The following is a 16597-nucleotide window of genomic DNA, read 5'->3' as shown; positions in this document are numbered from 1 at the left end:
CAAACGGGCTTCTCGTACAGAAGCGAATAAACCTGAATAGTTAGAGCCAGGCCTATTAATCCAGAGATTCCTGATCTGATGACCACGACCATCAAAAGTAGTGATGAAGGGGGTGGAATAACTGCCAATCGGCTGCCAGCCTTCTCCGTTATTCCACCAGTCATCCAGTGCATTCATCTGGCCATCGCCGTTGGTGTCGAAGTTCAGATCTGCCGTCAGCTCAAAGCCGTTACAACCACCAGCCGGGCAGCCGGTACTGTTGCCATAGAGTGATGTGCCATCCAGGTTGTTGCGGATTTCATTGAGGTCGGCCAGGTCATTAATTTCGATCAGACCATCATCGTCCAGATCGTAATCACTGCGGCCATCGGCAGCGAGTACCTGAGTGCCTGTCAGCAAACAGACGAGTGAAAGCAGAATAAGTGCGGGGTTATTCACTAAAGCATTCCTTGCTGGGAGTCATTGTCCATGTGGCCTGCTTGGCAGGCAGCGGCATTGTACATGTGCCGCGGTTGTTTACGCGGCCGTCTTCCTGACGAGCGCTGAATTTACTGATTTATCACTAGCCGTTCGGCGTCGTAGTCTGACGCTGTCATTTCAGCCGCATATAGCCACCCGGTACCTGGCGCAGCCAGCCACTGAGTTCCAGATCGAGCAGCTGTGGCAGCAGCTCGGCAATGGTCAGTGCCGAGCGGATGGCAATAACATCGGTGGCTGTCATGCTGTAGTCGATATGATTGACCAGTGCCGGCACGCCAGTTGCTGCCGGTTCAAGCGCCAGTGCCACCTGAGCTGTCAGTCCGTCCTGCAACCCCAGTTCCTGGCGGATTTCATCAGCGTTCTGCACCAGCAGAGCGCCTTCGCGAATCAACTGGTGACAACCATGACTGAGAGGGTTGGTAACCGCGCCAGGCAGCGCAAATACTTCGCGGCCCTGCTCGGCGGCCAGACGAGCGGTAATCAGTGAGCCGCTTTTCTGCGCCGCCTCGACCACCACCACGCCCAGACTGAGGCCGCTGACAATACGATTACGTGAGGGAAAATGCTCAGGTTTAGGTTGTGTACCGGGAGGAAACTCCGACAGCAGCAGGCCTTTCTGCATTACCATCTGGGCTAACCCCAGATGACGCTGCGGGTAAATCACATCCAGACCGCTGCCAAGCACAGCAATGGTACGTCCGCCGCTCAATGCCCCCTGATGAGCGGCACCATCGATACCCAGTGCCAGACCGCTGACCACGGTAATACCCGCCGCTGCCAGTGACGACGCACAGCTTTGCGCCCACTCCAGGCCATAGGGCGTCGGATTGCGGCTGCCCACCAGGGCCACCATAGGCTGCTTGAGTGCTTCCAGATCACCGTGATAGTAGAGGAACAGTGGCGCATCGCGGGTTGCGGCCAGCGCTTGCGGATAAGGATCCATGCCGGCCAGCAGCACGCCACAGCGGTTGTGATGACGCCAGTCGCGCAGCAGTTCAAAACCTGCAGACAATGAGTCATCCGTCAGCCAGCGCTCGGCGGCTTCAGCACTGAGGCCGAGGACCTGCAGCTGTTCACGGGTAAGAGTCAGAAGTTCCGCTGGCTTCGTCAGTTGCTGGCGGATTTCATTAAGCGTGACATTGCCCAGCCCGGGCAACTTCGACAGTCGCCACCAGGCCAGTAACAGCTCGTCCCTGAGCATAGAGATGTCCTGAATCAGTTGTTCGGGTTTTCGACCTTATCGCCAACTCGCAAAGCACGGGAGGCGCGCATGATCAGGCCGTAAGACATTTTCTCGAACGCACGGAATACCATCAGGCTTCCGGCGCGCTCTTCCGGCAGGCGGACTTTCTGTGCCGCTACGCGGTCATAAACAATCTCACCAGCTTTCATCACGTTCAGTACCGAACCGGGTGCCAGACCATCTCGCAGACCACGGTTAATCACCACGACATCGTACTGACCAACATTATTAACACCGCCGTTTACCGCCAGAATCTGACCGGAAACCGGTGCATCCGGTGCTTTCGGATAGAAGTTAGCAATCAGGTCACGATCTTCGGTAGGCAGCAGCGCATCGCCAATGGCTACCTGCTGATTGGTGCGTTCCAGTTCCAGCGTCACGATGTCGTCTTTCTGTGCAACCACACGGCCAAGACCGATTTCAGTGGCTTCCAGACCGAGAATCTCATCGGTTTCCGGATCGCGGTACACCTGACCTTTACGGAAGATGCCATACGCAGCAGCCACTTCCGGGCCGAAATCACCGCGGCCATAAACCTTACCGCCAGCGCCCATCAGGATACGCTTGTCAGTACCGGCCAGAACGCGTGGCGCCTTATCCAGTACAACAGGAGCAACTACGCGGTTATCACGCAGGAAGCTGCGTATAGCATCGACAGGGATTGCCGGAATAGCGGATTCAATCGGTTCGATACGGGCGGTTGGCTGCAGCTTCACGGTTCGGCTGGCTTCACCACGCTTGGTTACGGTAACCCGTGTTTGCCCACCGACCTGAATCAGGCCCAGTTCATCGCCGGGGAAAATCAGGTGAGGGTCTTTAATCTGTTCGTTCTGATACCAGATTTCCGGCCACTGCCAGGCATCATTGGTAAAGCGTTCGGAGATCCCCCAGAGGGTGTCGCCTTTTTTCACAACGTAACGCTGTGGTGCATCAGGTTTCAGATCCAGCGCCCATGCACCAGCCGAAAGGCCCATCAAACCAGCCAGCAGAATGCCCTTGATGGTTTTGCTCATCCTGTATTCCCTTTATCATTAGCGGATTGGCAATCGCGCTTTGAAATTCACTGCCTGACCAGCATCTTAGCAAGTCAGGACCACTCGTTTCTATAAAAGTACTCAACTCTATGGCCTTACTCGAGATTTTAGAATACCCGGACCCCCGTTTACGCACCAAAGCAGCAGCTGTGGCGGAGGTTGACGACCGTGTACGTCAGATTATCGACGACATGTTCGACACCATGTACGACGCCCCGGGCATCGGTCTGGCAGCCACCCAGGTGAATGTGCACGAGCGCATCATCACCATCGACGTATCGGAAGATAAGTCAGAGCCGCTGGTGTTTATCAACCCGGAAATCACCGTGCTGGAAGGCGAAATGGAAACCATGCAGGAAGGTTGTCTGTCGGTTCCGGGCTTCTATGAAGACGTTACCCGTATCGAACACTGTCTGGTAAAAGCCCTCGACCGTGACGGTAATGCGTTTGAGCTGGAATGCCGCGGCCTGCTGGCGGTGTGCATTCAGCACGAGGTCGATCACCTCGAAGGCAAACTGATGGTCGATTACATCTCGCCGCTGAAGCGTAACCGCATCAAAGACAAGCTGGAAAAGAAACACAAGCTCGAAGCTCGTAATAAAGGTAAGAACTGATGGCGCTGCGCGTTCTGTTTGCCGGAACCCCGGAATTTGCTGCAGTTCATCTGCAGGCCCTGATTGAATCCGGGCACGAAGTGGTGGGTGTCTACACCCAACCCGACCGCCCCGCTGGCCGTGGCAAGAAGCTGCAGCCCAGCCCGGTAAAGCAGGTCGCGCTGGAGCACAACATCGACGTCTGCCAGCCACTGAATTTCAAAGACCCGGCCGACGTAGAGCAGCTCAAAGCGTTCAATGCCGACGTGATGGTAGTGGTTGCCTACGGCCTGATTCTGCCGCAAAGCGTGCTTGATGCGCCGAAGTTCGGCTGTCTGAATGTGCACGCCTCGCTGCTGCCACGCTGGCGCGGTGCGGCTCCGATTCAACGTTGTATCGAAGCTGGTGACAAAATGACCGGCATCACCATCATGCAGATGGATGCAGGTCTGGATACCGGTGACATGCTGAGTAAGGTCACCACCGGCATTCTCGCCGACGACACCGGCGGCACACTGCACGACCGTCTGGCCGATATGGGCCCAGGCGCTCTGCTGGTTACGCTGAATGATGTCGAGAACGGCACTCTCAAACCGGAAAAACAGAACGACGCACTGGCCAACTACGCGCACAAGCTACTTAAGGAAGAAGCCCTGATCGACTGGAGTCAGCCAGCAGAAGAACTGGCGTTGCGCGTGCGTGCCTTCAATCCGTTCCCGATGGCTTACACCCTGCTCGGCGACGAACGCATCCGCGTACTGATGGCCGAACCAGTGGAAAAAACTACCCACCTGTTGCCGGGCACCATTGCCAATGTCAGCGCCAAAGGTCTGGAAGTCGCCTGTGCTGAAGGCGTGCTGCTGATTACCCGGGTACAGATGCCGGGCAAGAAAGCCATGTCGGTTGCCGAAGTGATTCTCGGCCACCCGCACCTGTTTCAGCCTAATCACATGCTGGCGAGTCAGCTTTGAGCGGCGCAGTGTCTCCCTGGGGGAGCAACAACAGCGATCTGAGCGCCCGCCGTGCAGCCGCTCTGGCTCTGGCTGGTGTTCTGAAAGGTCAGTCACTGAATCAGTGCCTGCCTCCGCTGGAGCAACGTGTCAGTGCCGATGACCGCGCCTTTCTGCGCGATCTGGTACTGGGCAGCTGCCGCCACTATCAGCGCATGAACGCACTGGCCAAAATGCTGCTTAAGCACCCGTTCGGTGAAGAAGATCAGGATCTGCAAGCGCTGCTTATTCTCGGTTTGTATCAGCTCAGCGTGCAGGAAAAAGCCCCCCATGCGGCAGTTCACGCCACCGTTGAAGTGTGCGAGGAGTTGGGCAAAGGCTACGCCAAACCAGTCATCAACGCTTGCCTGCGCCGTTATGGCCGTGAGTACGAAACGCTGCTGCCACCGCTGGATGACAACCCGGTCACCGCCAGCAGCCACCCGAAATGGCTGGTAAAAATGCTCAGCAAGGCCTGGCCGGATGAGTGCGACACCATTCTGCAACAGAACAACCAGCGGCCACCGCTGTGTCTGCGGGTTAACCGTCGTCACGGCAGCCGCGAAGCCTACCTGCAACGGCTGACTGCTGCCGGTATCGAGGCACGCCCTGCGCCGTTCAGCGACGTCGGTATTTACCTCGCTGAGTCGTGCGATGTCACTCAGCTGCCGGGCTTTGCCGATGGCGATATCAGCGTGCAGGACGAAGCTGCACAGCTGGCTGCACAGTTGCTGCAACCCGCCGCTGGCGAACGCATTCTTGATGCCTGCGCTGCGCCAGGGGGCAAAACCTGCGCCCTGCTGGAACAGGCCGATGCCAGTGTCGTGGCGCTGGATCTGGAAGAAAGCCGTCTGGGCCGCGTGCATGAAAACCTCGAACGCCTGCAGCTGCAGGCCGAAGTGGTGTGTGCTGATATGGCCGATACCGAAGCCTGGTGGGACAGACAGGCCTTCGATGCCATTCTGCTCGATGCTCCCTGCTCTGCTACCGGTGTGATTCGCCGTCATCCGGATATCAAACTGTTGCGCCGCCGCGAAGATATCGACCAGCTGGTAGCGGTTCAGGCACGCCTGCTGGATACCGCATGGTCTGTGCTGAAGCCGGGTGGTCGTCTGTTGTATGCCACCTGTTCGGTACTGCCGCAGGAAAACAGCGAGCAGATTGCTGCCTTCGTAGAACGGACAAAAGACGCTCAGGTTGAGAAACTGGACTTTTCATGGGGAAAAGCCTGTAATGCCGGGCGACAGTTGCTGCCCCAACAGGACAGCCACGACGGGTTTTTCTACGCTTTGCTTACCAGGCAGAGCTAATAGCAGACCGGCCACCGCCGGTCTGAGGTGCTGAAACCGTATGAAGATTATTATTCTCGGAGCCGGCCAGGTCGGCGGCTCTCTGGCCGAGAACCTGGCGAACGAGCAGAACGACATTACCGTTGTCGATACCGACTCGGATCGTCTGCGTGAACTGCAGGACCGTATCGATATCAAAACCGTACTGGGCCGTGGTTCCTACCCGAATATCCTGCGCGAGGCCGGTGCTGACGACGCCGACATGCTGATCGCGGTGACCAACTCGGACGAAACCAACATGGTCGCCTGTCAGGTGGCCTACACCCTGTTTCGCACCCCCACCAAGATCAGTCGTATCCGCACCGGGCAGTACCTGAAGCAATCGGAGTTGTTCAACAACGACGCCTTCCCCATCGATGTACTGATTTCCCCCGAACAGGTCGTTACCAATTACATCAGCCGTCTGCTGCAATACCCGGGCGCACTGCAGGTGATGGACTTTGCCGACGGCCGCGCCCAGCTGGTTGCAGTGAAAGCCTATTATGGCGGCCCGCTGGTCGGCCAGGCCATCAGCGAACTGAAAAACCATCTGCCCAATATCGATGCTCGTGTGGCCGCAGTGTTCCGTCGCAATAAAGCCATCGAGCCAACCGGCGACACCCTCATTGAAGCCGATGACGAAGTGTTCTTTGTCGCCGCCCGAGAGCATATCCGTAAGGTGATGAGTGAACTTCGCCGGGAAGAAGATTCTTACAAGCGAGTGATGATCGCTGGCGGCGGCAACATTGGCTACCGCCTGGCCAAGGCGCTGGAAAAGAATTACCAGATGAAAATCATCGAGCACGGCATGGAGCGTTCTCAGTTCCTCAGTGAGAACCTGAACCGCACCGTTGTCCTGCTCGGCAGCGCCACCGATAAGGCGCTGATGGAAGAAGAGAACATCGACAGCACCGACGTATTCTGCGCTCTGACCAACGACGATGAAGTAAACATTATGTCATCGCTGCTGGCCAAACGACTGGGCGCGCGTAAGGTGATCACCCTCATCAACAAGGCCGCCTATGTGGATCTGGTACAGGGCGGCATGGTCGACGTGGCACTCTCGCCGCAACAGGCCACCATTGGCAGTCTGTTAACCCACGTGCGCCGTGGAGACGTAGTAAACGTTCACTCACTGCGCCGTGGCGCGGCCGAGGCCATTGAAGCGATTGCTCATGGCGACAGCCGCTCGTCCAAGGTTATTGGTCGCAAGATCCGTGAAATCAAACTGCCACCGGGTACCACCATTGGTGCCATCGTGCGCGGCGAGGATGTGATCATGGCCAGCTCAGAAGTAGTGGTCGAAACCGACGATCACGTCATTCTGTTTGTGATGAACAAGAAGCATATTGCCGATGTGGAGCGTCTGTTCCAGGTTGGTCTTGGCTTCTTCTGAGGCACGGAAGCACCTATGCACCTGACGGTCATTGCCCGGATTCTCGGTATCTTTCTGATGTTGTTCAGCATCACCATGCTGCCGCCGATTCTGGTCTCGATGTATTACAACGATGGCGCCACAGAAGCTTTCCTGCTGGCGATGATTCTGATTTTTGGTATCGGTTTCACCAGCTGGTTGCCGGTGCGTGCCGTGCGTCAGGAGCTGCGTAACCGCGACGGCTTCCTGATTGCAGCACTGTTCTGGCTGACGCTTGGGCTCGCGGGCACGCTGCCGTTTATGATTTCCACCAACCCCGGACTGAGCTTCGCCGACGCCTTTTTCGAGTCGTTGTCCGGCTGGACGACCACAGGCGCCACGGTGATGACCGGCCTGGAGCACCTGCCGAAATCCATTCTCTGGTATCGCCAGCAACTGCAGTGGATGGGTGGCATGGGGATTATCGTACTGGCCGTCGCCATTCTGCCGATGCTCGGCATTGGTGGTATGCAGCTCTACCGCGCGGAAATGCCGGGGCCGATGAAAGATTCCAAGCTGACGCCTCGTATTGCCGAAACCGCCAAGGCGCTGTGGTACATCTACCTGTTTCTGACCATCGCCTGTGGTCTGGCCTACTGGGCTGCCGGTATGAGTATGTTTGATGCCTTTGCCCATAGTATGGCAACCATTGGTATCGGCGGCTTCTCCACCTACGATGCTTCCATTGGTTACTTCAACAGCCCGCTGATTGAAGGCATTGCCATCTTCTTTATGCTGATTGCTGGCCTCAATTTCTCGCTGCACTTCTATGCCTGGCGTAACCATACTCTGAGCCATTACTGGTCAGACTCAGAGCTGAAGTTTTTCTTCCTGGTACTCAGCGGCGGCGCGCTGATGACCATTTCCGCACTGTGGTACACCGATACTTACGACTTCGCCAACTCTGTGCGCTATGGTCTGTTTGAGCTCGTTTCTGTAGCCACCACAGCCGGCTTCGGCACCTCAGACTTCTCCGTCTGGCCGGTATTCCTGCCGGTACTGCTGTTTATGATGGCGTTTATCGGTGGCTGCACCGGGTCCACCGGTGGCGGTATGAAAGTAATCCGGGTGCTGCTGATCTATAAGCAGGGCGTGCGAGAGATCCGCCGTCTGATTCATCCCAATGCTGTGATTCCTGTGAAGCTTGGCCGCCGTGCGGTACCAGACCGCATTCTTGATGCCGTCTGGGGCTTTTTCGCCATGTACATCGTCACCTTTATGGTGATGATGCTGGCACTGATGGCCACCGGGCTGGATCAGGTAACCGCTTTTTCTGCCGTCGGCTCCTGCCTCAATAACCTCGGCCCCGGTCTGGGTGATGTGGCCGCACACTACGGCAATATTTCCGACACCGCCAAATGGCTGCTGGCACTGACCATGCTGCTCGGTCGTCTGGAGATTTTCACTCTGCTGGTGCTGCTCAGCCCGACCTTCTGGAGAAACTGAGTATGGATCTGGCTGCCAGCGAACTTCAGACCCTGCGCGATAAGATGCTGAGCTTTGCCCGACTGCAACTCAGTGACGACGCCCTGGCTGAGGATGTGGTACAGGAAGCACTGGCCGGGGCGCTGAAAAATGCCGACGCTTTTGCCCGCGCTGCCAGCCTGCAAACCTGGGTATTTGCCATCCTGAAAAACAAGATCGCAGACGCCCTGCGCAATCGCTACCGCCAGCCGGAGCTGGAAAGTTTTGACGATGAGTGTAAGGAATGCGGTAGTGGCGACGACCAATTCAATAACAAAGGTCACTGGCAGAGCCACAGTTCACCGCAGCGCTGGGATGCCCCCGAGCGTCAGATCCACGACCAGCATTTCTGGCGGGTGTTTGACACCTGTCTCGAAGGACTGCCGGCCGAGCAGGCACGGGTATTCATGATGCGTGAATTTATTGAACTCAGCAGCGACGAGATCTGCGAATCACTGGCGCTGAGCACCAGCAATCTGCACGTTCTGCTCTACCGTGCCCGTCTGAAACTACGCCAGTGCCTTGAAGGCAATTGGTTTAACGGAGGGACGTCCGCGTGATGAACTGCGAACAGGCGACGCGCCTGATGTCAGAAGCTCAGGAACGGCCGCTGAACCTGAAAGAAAAAACTGAACTGAAATTTCACACCGTGATGTGTTCCGGCTGCCGCCGCTTTGGCGAACAGATGACTGTGCTGCGCCAGCTTACAAAAGCCTCCCGCCCAAACGACAACAGCGACCAGTAGATCGCTGTCGCTGATAATCACGGCACTCCGGCTTCTTTATAGGGGTTGTTCTCACCATCCGGTCGACGCTTGAAGCGCTTGTAGGTCCACTGATACTGCTCCCGGCAATAGCCAATGCACGTCTCAATACCGCGATTCATCGAAGTGGCGCAGACACGCGGATCGGCATCGTACAGATCGTCATCCACCGAGAGGAAATACAGGTCAAACCCTAAAGCATCAGGCAGGCGCTTGGCAAAACCATAAATAGCCTGAGCACCGGTTTTCTGCAGCATTTCGTGTGGCAGTTTTGGCGTGAGGGTTTCGACTCCCATAAACGGCGCCCATACACCGCTTTTCTCGCGTGGTTCCTGATCTGGCAGGAAGCCGATCATTTCACCGTTATTCAGCGCATCGAACAACGATTTCACGCCTGCGCGGGTAGTAGGCACCAACTTACAGCCGACATGTTCACGCCGGGTCACCATCCATTTGTTGAAGCTCGTACTTTTCGCCGGGCGATACATAATGGTGATCGGGCATTTCTTCGATATGTAATTGTTAATGATTTCCCAGTTGCCCAGGTGGGGAGCCAGTAGGATCAGACCGCGTTTGTCGGCAATGGCGGCATCCAGAATATCTTCGCCGTAAACGTTGCGAATCAGGCCGTAGGTCTTTTCCGGGTCATAGCTCCACATAGGACCGAGCTCGGCAGCAATCTTGCCGTTCTCTTTCAGCGTCTCGTGAATAAAGGTTTCACGTTCGGCCTCGCCCATATCGGGATAGCACAGTGCCAGATTCACCCGCGCAACTTCACGGGAGCGCGTACGACGCTTCCACAGCATATTGCCAATGCCAGTGCCCACTTTCTGGGCGGCGCTCAGGGGAACCAGGCCAAGTAATTTGACCAGACCGATCATCAGATAACCAAGCAACGATTTCACAACACGACTCCTTTTCGGGAACCGCAGTGTAACCATTTGCAGCACCAGAGCAACACACTCATTTCCGGCATGAGTGTGTTGCTCTGCTAGACTCAGATTACCATCGACTTTACACACGCCTGCAATGATCAATCTGGAACATGCCCTGCGCGACAAGCGCATCCTGATTGTGGATGACCTGGTAGAAGCGCGCAGCTCTCTGAAAAAGATGCTGACGATTCTCGGCGCATCGCAACCGGATACAGCCACCGACGGTCGGGAAGCGATCGAGTTCATCATGGATCGTGACTACGACATCGTGTTGTCCGACTACAACCTGGGTAAAGGCAAGGACGGCCAGCAGATTCTCGAAGAAGCGCGCTACGCCAACCGCCTGCGGGCCAGCGCCCTGTTTATTCTGGTTACCGGTGAAAACGCCCTCGATATGGTGATGGGCGCGCTGGAATACGAGCCCGATAATTACATTACCAAACCCTTTACCCTCAACATGCTGCGCGAACGCCTGATCCGCATCATGACCATTAAGGAACAACTGCAGCCGGTGGACGAGGCCATCGATGCACGCGATAACATGCTGGCGATCAGTCGTGCTGAATCCCTGCTCGGTAAAAACAAAAAGTTGCTGCTGCCGCTGACCCGTTCTCTGGGCAAGCTCTATATCCGTGAGAAACGTTATCAGGATGCACTGGGTATTTATTCCTCGCTGCTGAATAACCGATCTATCTCCTGGGCCCGTCTGGGGCAGGCTATCTGCATCCATTATCTGGGCGATTCCAAAAGTGCATTGGCGCTGATTGATCAGACCCTGATTGCCCACCCTCTGTATGTGCAGTGCTATGACTGGAGTGCCCGCATTCTGCGCTCGCTGGGACGTAACGAGGAAGCGCAGAAGCAGCTGCAGAAAGCCGTCACCATTTCACCCAAAGCGGTATTGCGGCAAATGGAACTGGGGCGTATTGCCTACGAAAACGGCGATTTCCCGGTGGCGGAAGCAGCCTTTGAACAGGCGATGAAACTCGGCCGCCACTCCTGTTACAAGTCGTCGAAAAACTACCTGCAATTTGCTCAGTGCGCGCGCCAGCTGCTTAAGCCCGGTGACAGTCGCGAACAGCGAGCTCGTGCCGATAGAGCATTTAAGGCAATCGAAGAGTTGCGTCAGGATTATGCTGGCCAGCGTGCGGTAATGTTTGAAACCTGCATTGTTGAAGGCAAAACCTACGGCGTACTGAAAAACGAAGACAAAGCGCGGGCTTCTGCCAATCGCGCCGAAGAACTGCTGGCGCAGATGCCAAACGCCACCAGCGAGCATAAATTGCAGATGACCGAAGCCTTCATTGATACCAGTCAGCACGTTAAGGCGAAAAAACTGATTAAAAAGCTCAGGGCCGAAGGCCTGGAAAATGATGGCATTGAGAAACTACAGCTGCTGGAAGACAGCCTCAACCGAGTGGCCATTCGCGAGTACACCGCGGAACTTAACGATCGTGGCGTGCGTCATTATGAAAAGTCTGAATACGTTGAAGCGGTCAAGGTTTTTGACGAAGCGGCGAGCTACGAAGAGGCCGGTATCAGCGTATTACTGAATGCCATTCAGGCGAAGATCAGTCTTATCGAAAATACCCAGGTAGACGTATCGCACCTGAAGGACTGTCACCGCTATTTTCAGCGTATTGGTCCGATGGGGGATCAGGATGAGCGCTTCGAGCGCTATGAACGGCTGCGCAACTCCTTCTCGCGCCTGAAACGGGCAGCGGGATTTTAGGAACATTTTATGGGCATGAAGTTTGAGCACCTGGTCGGTGCTGTTATCCACGATCTGAAAAACCAGCTGCAGGCGCTGCTGGATTATGAACAGGAAGCCATCGCCCGTATTCCCAAGCGTTACCACAATCATCTGCTGCCGATTCTGCTGCGTACCAGTCGTCTCAAAAACGACACTATGCAGATGGTGTCTCTGTTCCGGCTGGAACATAAATCCCACTTTCCGATGGATGACGCCTGGCCGAAAGATACGGTGGCCGATGCCATCGAAGCGACCAGTAGTCAGTACCCGACCATCCGCTTTGTGAACAACATTGGCGATGACTGCCAGGGCTTCTACAACGAAGAACTGATCAACCTCGCACTGGTGACACTGATTACCAACTGCGCTCAGGCCGGCGCCACAGAAATTACGTTGTCGGCGGACGATTCCGAGGGTCTCACCATCCGCATTGAAGACAACGGCCACGGCTTTGACGACGACGTACTGAGTGGCCAGCGTGAAACCACCAAGGAAGAAGGCACCGGACTCGGGCTGTACTTTGTGCAGCTGATTGCCGAACACCACAATCAGGGCGAATTACTGGGCCGGGTCGATATCAGCAACCGTCCACGAGGCGGCGCCTGTGTCTGCCTTTTCCTGCCCTGAACGACAGACTGGCTGATTTACCTCGCAACAGCGACTAATCGCCAGCCAAATCCCGCCCGGCTCGCGCCCTGAACCCCTGTAAACCTGCGCCAGCGCTGCTATAATCCGGCGTCTTTTTAAATTTGCACTGCAAAGAATTCAGGAATTCCACCGTGAGTCAGAGTCGCCACAACGTCAAAACCTTTCAGGGTCTGATCGCCGCCCTGCAGGAGTACTGGTCCGAACAGGGCTGTGTGATTAACCAACCCCTCGATATGGAAGTGGGTGCCGGTACATTCCACACCGCGACTTTCCTGCGCGCCATTGGCCCTGAAAACTGGAGCTCTGCTTACGTTCAGCCAAGCCGCCGTCCAACCGATGGCCGTTACGGCGAAAACCCGAACCGTCTGCAGCACTACTACCAGTTCCAGGTGGTGATGAAGCCAAACCCGGTGGATATTCAGGAAAAATACCTCGAATCCCTGAAAGCCATGGGCATTGATACCACCATCCATGACGTGCGCTTCGTTGAAGACAACTGGGAATCCCCGACTCTGGGTGCCTGGGGCCTGGGCTGGGAAGTGTGGCTGAACGGTATGGAAGTCACTCAGTTCACTTACTTCCAGCAAGTGGGTGGTCTGGAATGCTTCCCGGTGACCGGTGAGATCACTTACGGTCTGGAACGTATTGCCATGTACCTGCAGGAAGTAGACTCGGTTTACGACCTGGTATGGACCTACGGCCCGGATGGCAAAGCCGTAACCTACGGCGACGTATTCCACCAGAACGAAGTGGAACAGTCGGCGTACAACTTTGAACACGCAGATGTCGACTTCCTGTTCACCGCATTCAACCAGTACGAGAAAGACGCCCTGCGTCTGATCGAAGCCAACCTGCCGCTGCCAGCCTATGAGCAGGTTCTGAAAGCGTCGCACACCTTTAACCTGCTGGATGCACGCGGTGCCATTTCGGTGACCGAGCGTCAGGGCTACATTCTGCGCGTGCGCACCCTGGCTCGTGCCGTGGCTCAGGCTTACTTCGACAGCCGCGCCGAAAAAGGCTTTCCGCTGGCCGACGAAGCCAACCGTGCCGATGTTCTGGCTCGCTACGAAGCCCAGAAAGCCGAGAAAGAAGCCCAGGAGAAGAAGTAATGAGCACGCAAGATTTTCTGGTCGAACTGGGTACCGAAGAGCTGCCACCGAAGGCGCTGAAAACCCTGTCTGCAGCCTTTACTCAGGGCATCGAAGATGGCCTGAAAGAAGCCGGTCTGAACTACACAGACGTGGTTTCATTTGCCGCACCACGCCGTCTGGCTGTGCGTATCACGGCACTGGAAACCCAGCAGGCTGACAAAGAAGAAACCCTGTACGGTCCGCCAGCCAACATCGCTTTTGATGCTGATGGCAAACCAACCAAAGCCGCCGAAGGCTTTGCTGCCCGTGCTGGCGCTACTGCCGCCGACCTGAAAACAGGCGACAACGGCAAGCTGATGATTCAACGCACCATCGCAGGCAAGCAAACTGCCGAGCTGCTGCCAGCCATCGTGCAGACCAGCCTGGATAAACTGCCGATTCCTAAGCGTATGCGCTGGGGTTCTTCGCGCATTGAATTTGTGCGTCCGGTACAGTGGCTGCTGATGCTGCTGGGCAACGACGTGGTTGAAGGTGAAGTGCTGGGCCTGAAAGCCGGTAACACCTCCCGTGGTCACCGTTTCCATGCACCGGGCGAAATCACCATCGCCGCACCTGGCGAATACGAAGGCAAGCTGCGCGCTGCCTACGTTATGGCAGACTTTGCCGAGCGCTCGGCACTGATTAAAGAACAGGTTACTGCCGCCGGTCAGAAGCTGGGTGGCGAAGCCATCATTGATGCCGACCTGCTGGACGAAGTAACCGCGCTGAACGAATGGCCGGTAGCGCTGGCTGGCTCTTTCGACGAAGACTTCCTGCGCGTACCGCCAGAAGCACTGGTGTCGTCCATGAAAGAGCACCAGAAATACTTCCACGTGATGAAAGACGGCAAACTGCTGCCAAACTTCATCACCATCGCCAACATCGAATCGAAAGATCCGGCGCAGGTGATTTCCGGTAACGAAAAAGTGATTCGTCCACGTCTGGCCGATGCCGCTTTCTTCTGGGATACCGACCGTAAGCAGAAGTTGGAAAGCCGTTTTGCCAAGCTGGAAAACGTGGTGTGGGTGAACAAGCTGGGTACTGTGGCTGATAAAGCTCGCCGTATCGGCAAGCTGGCTGCCCGCATTGCCGACGTTGCTGGCGGTGAAAAAGCCCTGGTTGAACGTGCCGCTCAGCTGTGCAAAAACGACCTGGTTTCCAACATGGTATTTGAATTTACCGACCTGCAGGGTCTGGCCGGTAAATATTACGCCGAGCACGATGGCGAACACGCTGACGTCGCTGCCGCCATGGTTGAACAGTATATGCCTGCCTTCGCCGGTGATGAACTGCCTGCCACTCAGACCGGTACTCTGATCGCTCTGGCAGACCGTCTCGACAGTCTGGTTGGCCTGTTCGGTATCGGCCAGATTCCGACCGGCTCCAAAGACCCGTTTGCTCTGCGTCGTGCGTCGCTGGGTGTACTGCGTATTCTGGTTGAGAAAGAAATCGACGTTGATCTGGGCGACCTGATCGAATGGGCGATCGACTCTGACTGGGCAACCGCACCAAAAGCCGAAACCAAAGCCACACTGGTTGAATACATGCTGGATCGTTTCAGCGCCTGGTACGCCGATGAAGGCATCCCGGCGGGCGTATTCCAGTCGGTACGTGCCCTGGGTGTGACCAACGCCCTCGACATCAACCGTCGCGTACAGGCCGTTCACGGTTTCAGCAAACTGGATGCCGCCGAAGCACTGGCAGCTGCCAACAAGCGTGTATCCAACATCCTCGCCAAAAACGGCGGCGACAGCGTTACCGCTGAGGTGAACAACGCCCTGCTGGCGGTCGACGAAGAAAAAGCGCTGGCCGAACAGGTTGCCGCCAAACAGGCTGCCGTTGCACCACTGATGAGTAACGGTGACTACAGCGCCGCCCTGACCGAACTGGCAGGTCTGCGCGCCGTGGTCGACAGCTTCTTCGACAACGTCATGGTAATGGCCGACGACGAAGCCGTGAAAAACAACCGTCTGGCACTGCTCAAGCAGCTGCAGGGGTTGTTTATCGGAATCGCGGATATTTCTGTGCTCTGATCAAGCAGCTCAGAACAGAAAGCCCGGCTCTGGCAACAGACCCGGGCTTTTTTATGCCTGTTTATAATCCGCTATACTGCGCCTCCACTGTGAAGTACCTGCCTGTGAGTACTGATGAAACTGATTATTCTCGACCGCGACGGCGTGCTGAATGAAGACTCAGACGCCTATGTAAAATCCGTTGATGAATGGATTGCCATTCCCGGCAGCGCCGAAGCCGTTGGCCGGCTGTGTAAAGCTGGCTACACCATCGCTGTGGCGACCAATCAGAGCGGTCTGGCCCGTGGCTATTTCTCGCAGGATGATCTGGATGCCATGCACGCTAAAATGACAGCACTGGCAGGAGCCGCCGGTGGTTCCTTTGCTCACATCGCCTGGTGCCCGCACGGCCCTGACGATGCCTGTGACTGCCGCAAACCGTTACCCGGCCTGATCCATCAGATCGAGCAGCAGCTGGGCGTATCGGCGCAGGGAAGCTGGATGGTGGGTGATTCTATTCGTGATCTTGAGGCCGGCCGTGATGCCGGCTGCCAGACAGCGCTGGTACGTACTGGTAAAGGTGCAAAAAGCGAAGCTAAGCTGGCGCAGACTGCCGGGCTGGAACGGTCGCCGGTGTTCGATAATCTGAGTGCCTTTGCCGATTTTATTCTGCAGTCATCAGAAAAAGGCTGAGTCTTTCTTAACTGGAAAAAAGCCGGCGACTGCCCACTAGTGTCCCACAAATTTTCATTTGAACTTTTGTGGGATATTCCGGGCCCCTTGTCCTCATAGAGGGGCCTTCCGAAACGTC

16 protein-coding genes are annotated in these 16597 nt (G+C 56.2%); 12 read left to right on the top strand and 4 right to left on the bottom strand.

Annotation, left to right across the window (positions count from 1 at the left end; genetic code table 11):
• From I9W95_RS06110 to I9W95_RS06100, 3 genes are all read right to left on the bottom strand, one after another.
• A partial coding sequence (locus tag I9W95_RS06110) for a hypothetical protein (RefSeq protein WP_225672912.1) occupies positions 1-438 on the bottom strand: 438 nt, incomplete at its 3' end.
• A gap of 154 nt (positions 439-592) precedes the next feature.
• Positions 593-1681 carry a DNA-processing protein DprA gene (dprA, locus tag I9W95_RS06105; RefSeq protein WP_225672910.1) on the bottom strand — a complete coding sequence of 363 codons (1089 nt, stop codon included), beginning with the start codon at positions 1679-1681 and terminating at the stop codon, positions 593-595.
• Positions 1682-1695: 14 nt separating this feature from the next.
• Positions 1696-2736: a LysM peptidoglycan-binding domain-containing protein gene (locus I9W95_RS06100; RefSeq protein ID WP_225672908.1), complete on the bottom strand. Its 1041-nt coding sequence runs from the start codon at positions 2734-2736 to the stop codon at positions 1696-1698.
• 110 nt (positions 2737-2846) lie between these two features.
• On the opposite strand from I9W95_RS06100, the gene def reads away from it, so the two are divergent.
• From def to I9W95_RS06065, 7 genes are read left to right on the top strand one after another with little or no spacing between them, the layout of a single operon-like run.
• Positions 2847-3371 (top strand): peptide deformylase, encoded by a 525-nt coding sequence (def, locus tag I9W95_RS06095; protein ID WP_225672906.1) that lies wholly within the window; start codon positions 2847-2849, stop codon positions 3369-3371.
• Positions 3371-4321, top strand: coding sequence for a methionyl-tRNA formyltransferase (gene fmt / locus I9W95_RS06090; protein ID WP_225672903.1), 951 nt, complete (start codon positions 3371-3373; stop codon positions 4319-4321). The genes def and fmt overlap by 1 nt, the downstream gene beginning before the upstream one ends.
• Positions 4318-5649 (top strand): 16S rRNA (cytosine(967)-C(5))-methyltransferase RsmB, encoded by a 1332-nt coding sequence (gene rsmB, locus I9W95_RS06085; protein ID WP_225672901.1) that lies wholly within the window; start codon positions 4318-4320, stop codon positions 5647-5649. Before fmt ends, rsmB begins: the two co-directional genes overlap by 4 nt.
• Positions 5650-5689: 40 nt before the next feature.
• The gene (gene trkA / locus I9W95_RS06080) at positions 5690-7063 is read left to right on the top strand and encodes a Trk system potassium transporter TrkA (protein ID WP_225672899.1); all 1374 of its coding nucleotides are present in this window, start codon (positions 5690-5692) and stop codon (positions 7061-7063) included.
• 15 nt (positions 7064-7078) lie between these two features.
• Complete coding sequence (locus I9W95_RS06075; RefSeq protein WP_225672897.1) at positions 7079-8527, top strand: TrkH family potassium uptake protein; 1449 nt, start codon at positions 7079-7081, stop codon at positions 8525-8527.
• Positions 8528-8529: 2 nt separating this feature from the next.
• Entirely contained in the window at positions 8530-9105 is a 576-nt protein-coding gene (locus I9W95_RS06070) for a sigma-70 family RNA polymerase sigma factor (RefSeq protein ID WP_225672894.1), read from the top strand.
• Positions 9105-9290 (top strand): zf-HC2 domain-containing protein, encoded by a 186-nt coding sequence (locus I9W95_RS06065; protein ID WP_225672914.1) that lies wholly within the window; start codon positions 9105-9107, stop codon positions 9288-9290. Before I9W95_RS06070 ends, I9W95_RS06065 begins: the two co-directional genes overlap by 1 nt.
• Positions 9291-9307: 17 nt before the next feature.
• Here the strand turns inward: I9W95_RS06065 and I9W95_RS06060 are convergent, their stop codons facing one another.
• A complete protein-coding gene (locus I9W95_RS06060; protein ID WP_225672892.1) occupies positions 9308-10249 on the bottom strand; it encodes a lysophospholipid acyltransferase family protein in 942 nt (313 codons plus the stop codon).
• 88 nt (positions 10250-10337) lie between these two features.
• Here I9W95_RS06060 and I9W95_RS06055 point away from each other — a divergent pair, with 88 nt between their 5' ends.
• The 5 genes from I9W95_RS06055 to gmhB all read left to right on the top strand — a co-directional run bounded on the left by I9W95_RS06055 (position 10338) and on the right by gmhB (position 16479).
• Positions 10338-11975, top strand: a complete 1638-nt coding sequence (locus I9W95_RS06055) for a response regulator (protein ID WP_225672890.1) — start codon at positions 10338-10340, stop codon at positions 11973-11975.
• 9 nt (positions 11976-11984) lie between these two features.
• On the top strand, positions 11985-12623 hold the full coding sequence (locus tag I9W95_RS06050) for a sensor histidine kinase (protein WP_225672888.1): 639 nt from the start codon (positions 11985-11987) through the stop codon (positions 12621-12623).
• A gap of 152 nt (positions 12624-12775) precedes the next feature.
• Entirely contained in the window at positions 12776-13753 is a 978-nt protein-coding gene (glyQ, locus tag I9W95_RS06045) for a glycine--tRNA ligase subunit alpha (protein ID WP_225672885.1), read from the top strand.
• A complete protein-coding gene (gene glyS, locus I9W95_RS06040) occupies positions 13753-15807 on the top strand; it encodes a glycine--tRNA ligase subunit beta (protein ID WP_225672883.1) in 2055 nt (684 codons plus the stop codon). The genes glyQ and glyS overlap by 1 nt, the downstream gene beginning before the upstream one ends.
• Positions 15808-15921: 114 nt before the next feature.
• Positions 15922-16479 (top strand): D-glycero-beta-D-manno-heptose 1,7-bisphosphate 7-phosphatase, encoded by a 558-nt coding sequence (gene gmhB, locus I9W95_RS06035; protein WP_225672881.1) that lies wholly within the window; start codon positions 15922-15924, stop codon positions 16477-16479.
• Positions 16480-16597 lie beyond the last annotated feature (118 nt).

It is taken from the genome of Thalassolituus marinus, assembly GCF_020320395.1.
Taxonomy (GTDB): domain Bacteria; phylum Pseudomonadota; class Gammaproteobacteria; order Pseudomonadales; family Oceanobacteraceae; genus Venatoribacter; species Venatoribacter marinus.
Note: the sequence above shows the minus strand (reverse complement) of the source record. Positions and strands in the feature narration are given on the sequence as shown.

Bases quoted from the DNA above. Each gene is read 5' to 3' on its own strand.
- dprA (WP_225672910.1), bottom strand. From the start codon at position 1,681: ATGCTCAGGGACGAGCTGTTACTGGCCTGGTGGCGACTGTCGAAGTTG.
- I9W95_RS06100 (WP_225672908.1), bottom strand. From the start codon at position 2,736: ATGAGCAAAACCATCAAGGGCATTCTGCTGGCTGGTTTGATGGGCCTT.
- def (WP_225672906.1), top strand. From the start codon at position 2,847: ATGGCCTTACTCGAGATTTTAGAATACCCGGACCCCCGTTTACGCACC.
- fmt (WP_225672903.1), top strand. From the start codon at position 3,371: ATGGCGCTGCGCGTTCTGTTTGCCGGAACCCCGGAATTTGCTGCAGTT.
- trkA (WP_225672899.1), top strand. From the start codon at position 5,690: ATGAAGATTATTATTCTCGGAGCCGGCCAGGTCGGCGGCTCTCTGGCC.
- I9W95_RS06075 (WP_225672897.1), top strand. From the start codon at position 7,079: ATGCACCTGACGGTCATTGCCCGGATTCTCGGTATCTTTCTGATGTTG.
- I9W95_RS06070 (WP_225672894.1), top strand. From the start codon at position 8,530: ATGGATCTGGCTGCCAGCGAACTTCAGACCCTGCGCGATAAGATGCTG.
- I9W95_RS06065 (WP_225672914.1), top strand. From the start codon at position 9,105: ATGAACTGCGAACAGGCGACGCGCCTGATGTCAGAAGCTCAGGAACGG.
- I9W95_RS06060 (WP_225672892.1), bottom strand. From the start codon at position 10,249: ATGGTTACACTGCGGTTCCCGAAAAGGAGTCGTGTTGTGAAATCGTTG.
- I9W95_RS06055 (WP_225672890.1), top strand. From the start codon at position 10,338: ATGATCAATCTGGAACATGCCCTGCGCGACAAGCGCATCCTGATTGTG.
- I9W95_RS06050 (WP_225672888.1), top strand. From the start codon at position 11,985: ATGGGCATGAAGTTTGAGCACCTGGTCGGTGCTGTTATCCACGATCTG.
- glyS (WP_225672883.1), top strand. From the start codon at position 13,753: ATGAGCACGCAAGATTTTCTGGTCGAACTGGGTACCGAAGAGCTGCCA.
- gmhB (WP_225672881.1), top strand. From the start codon at position 15,922: ATGAAACTGATTATTCTCGACCGCGACGGCGTGCTGAATGAAGACTCA.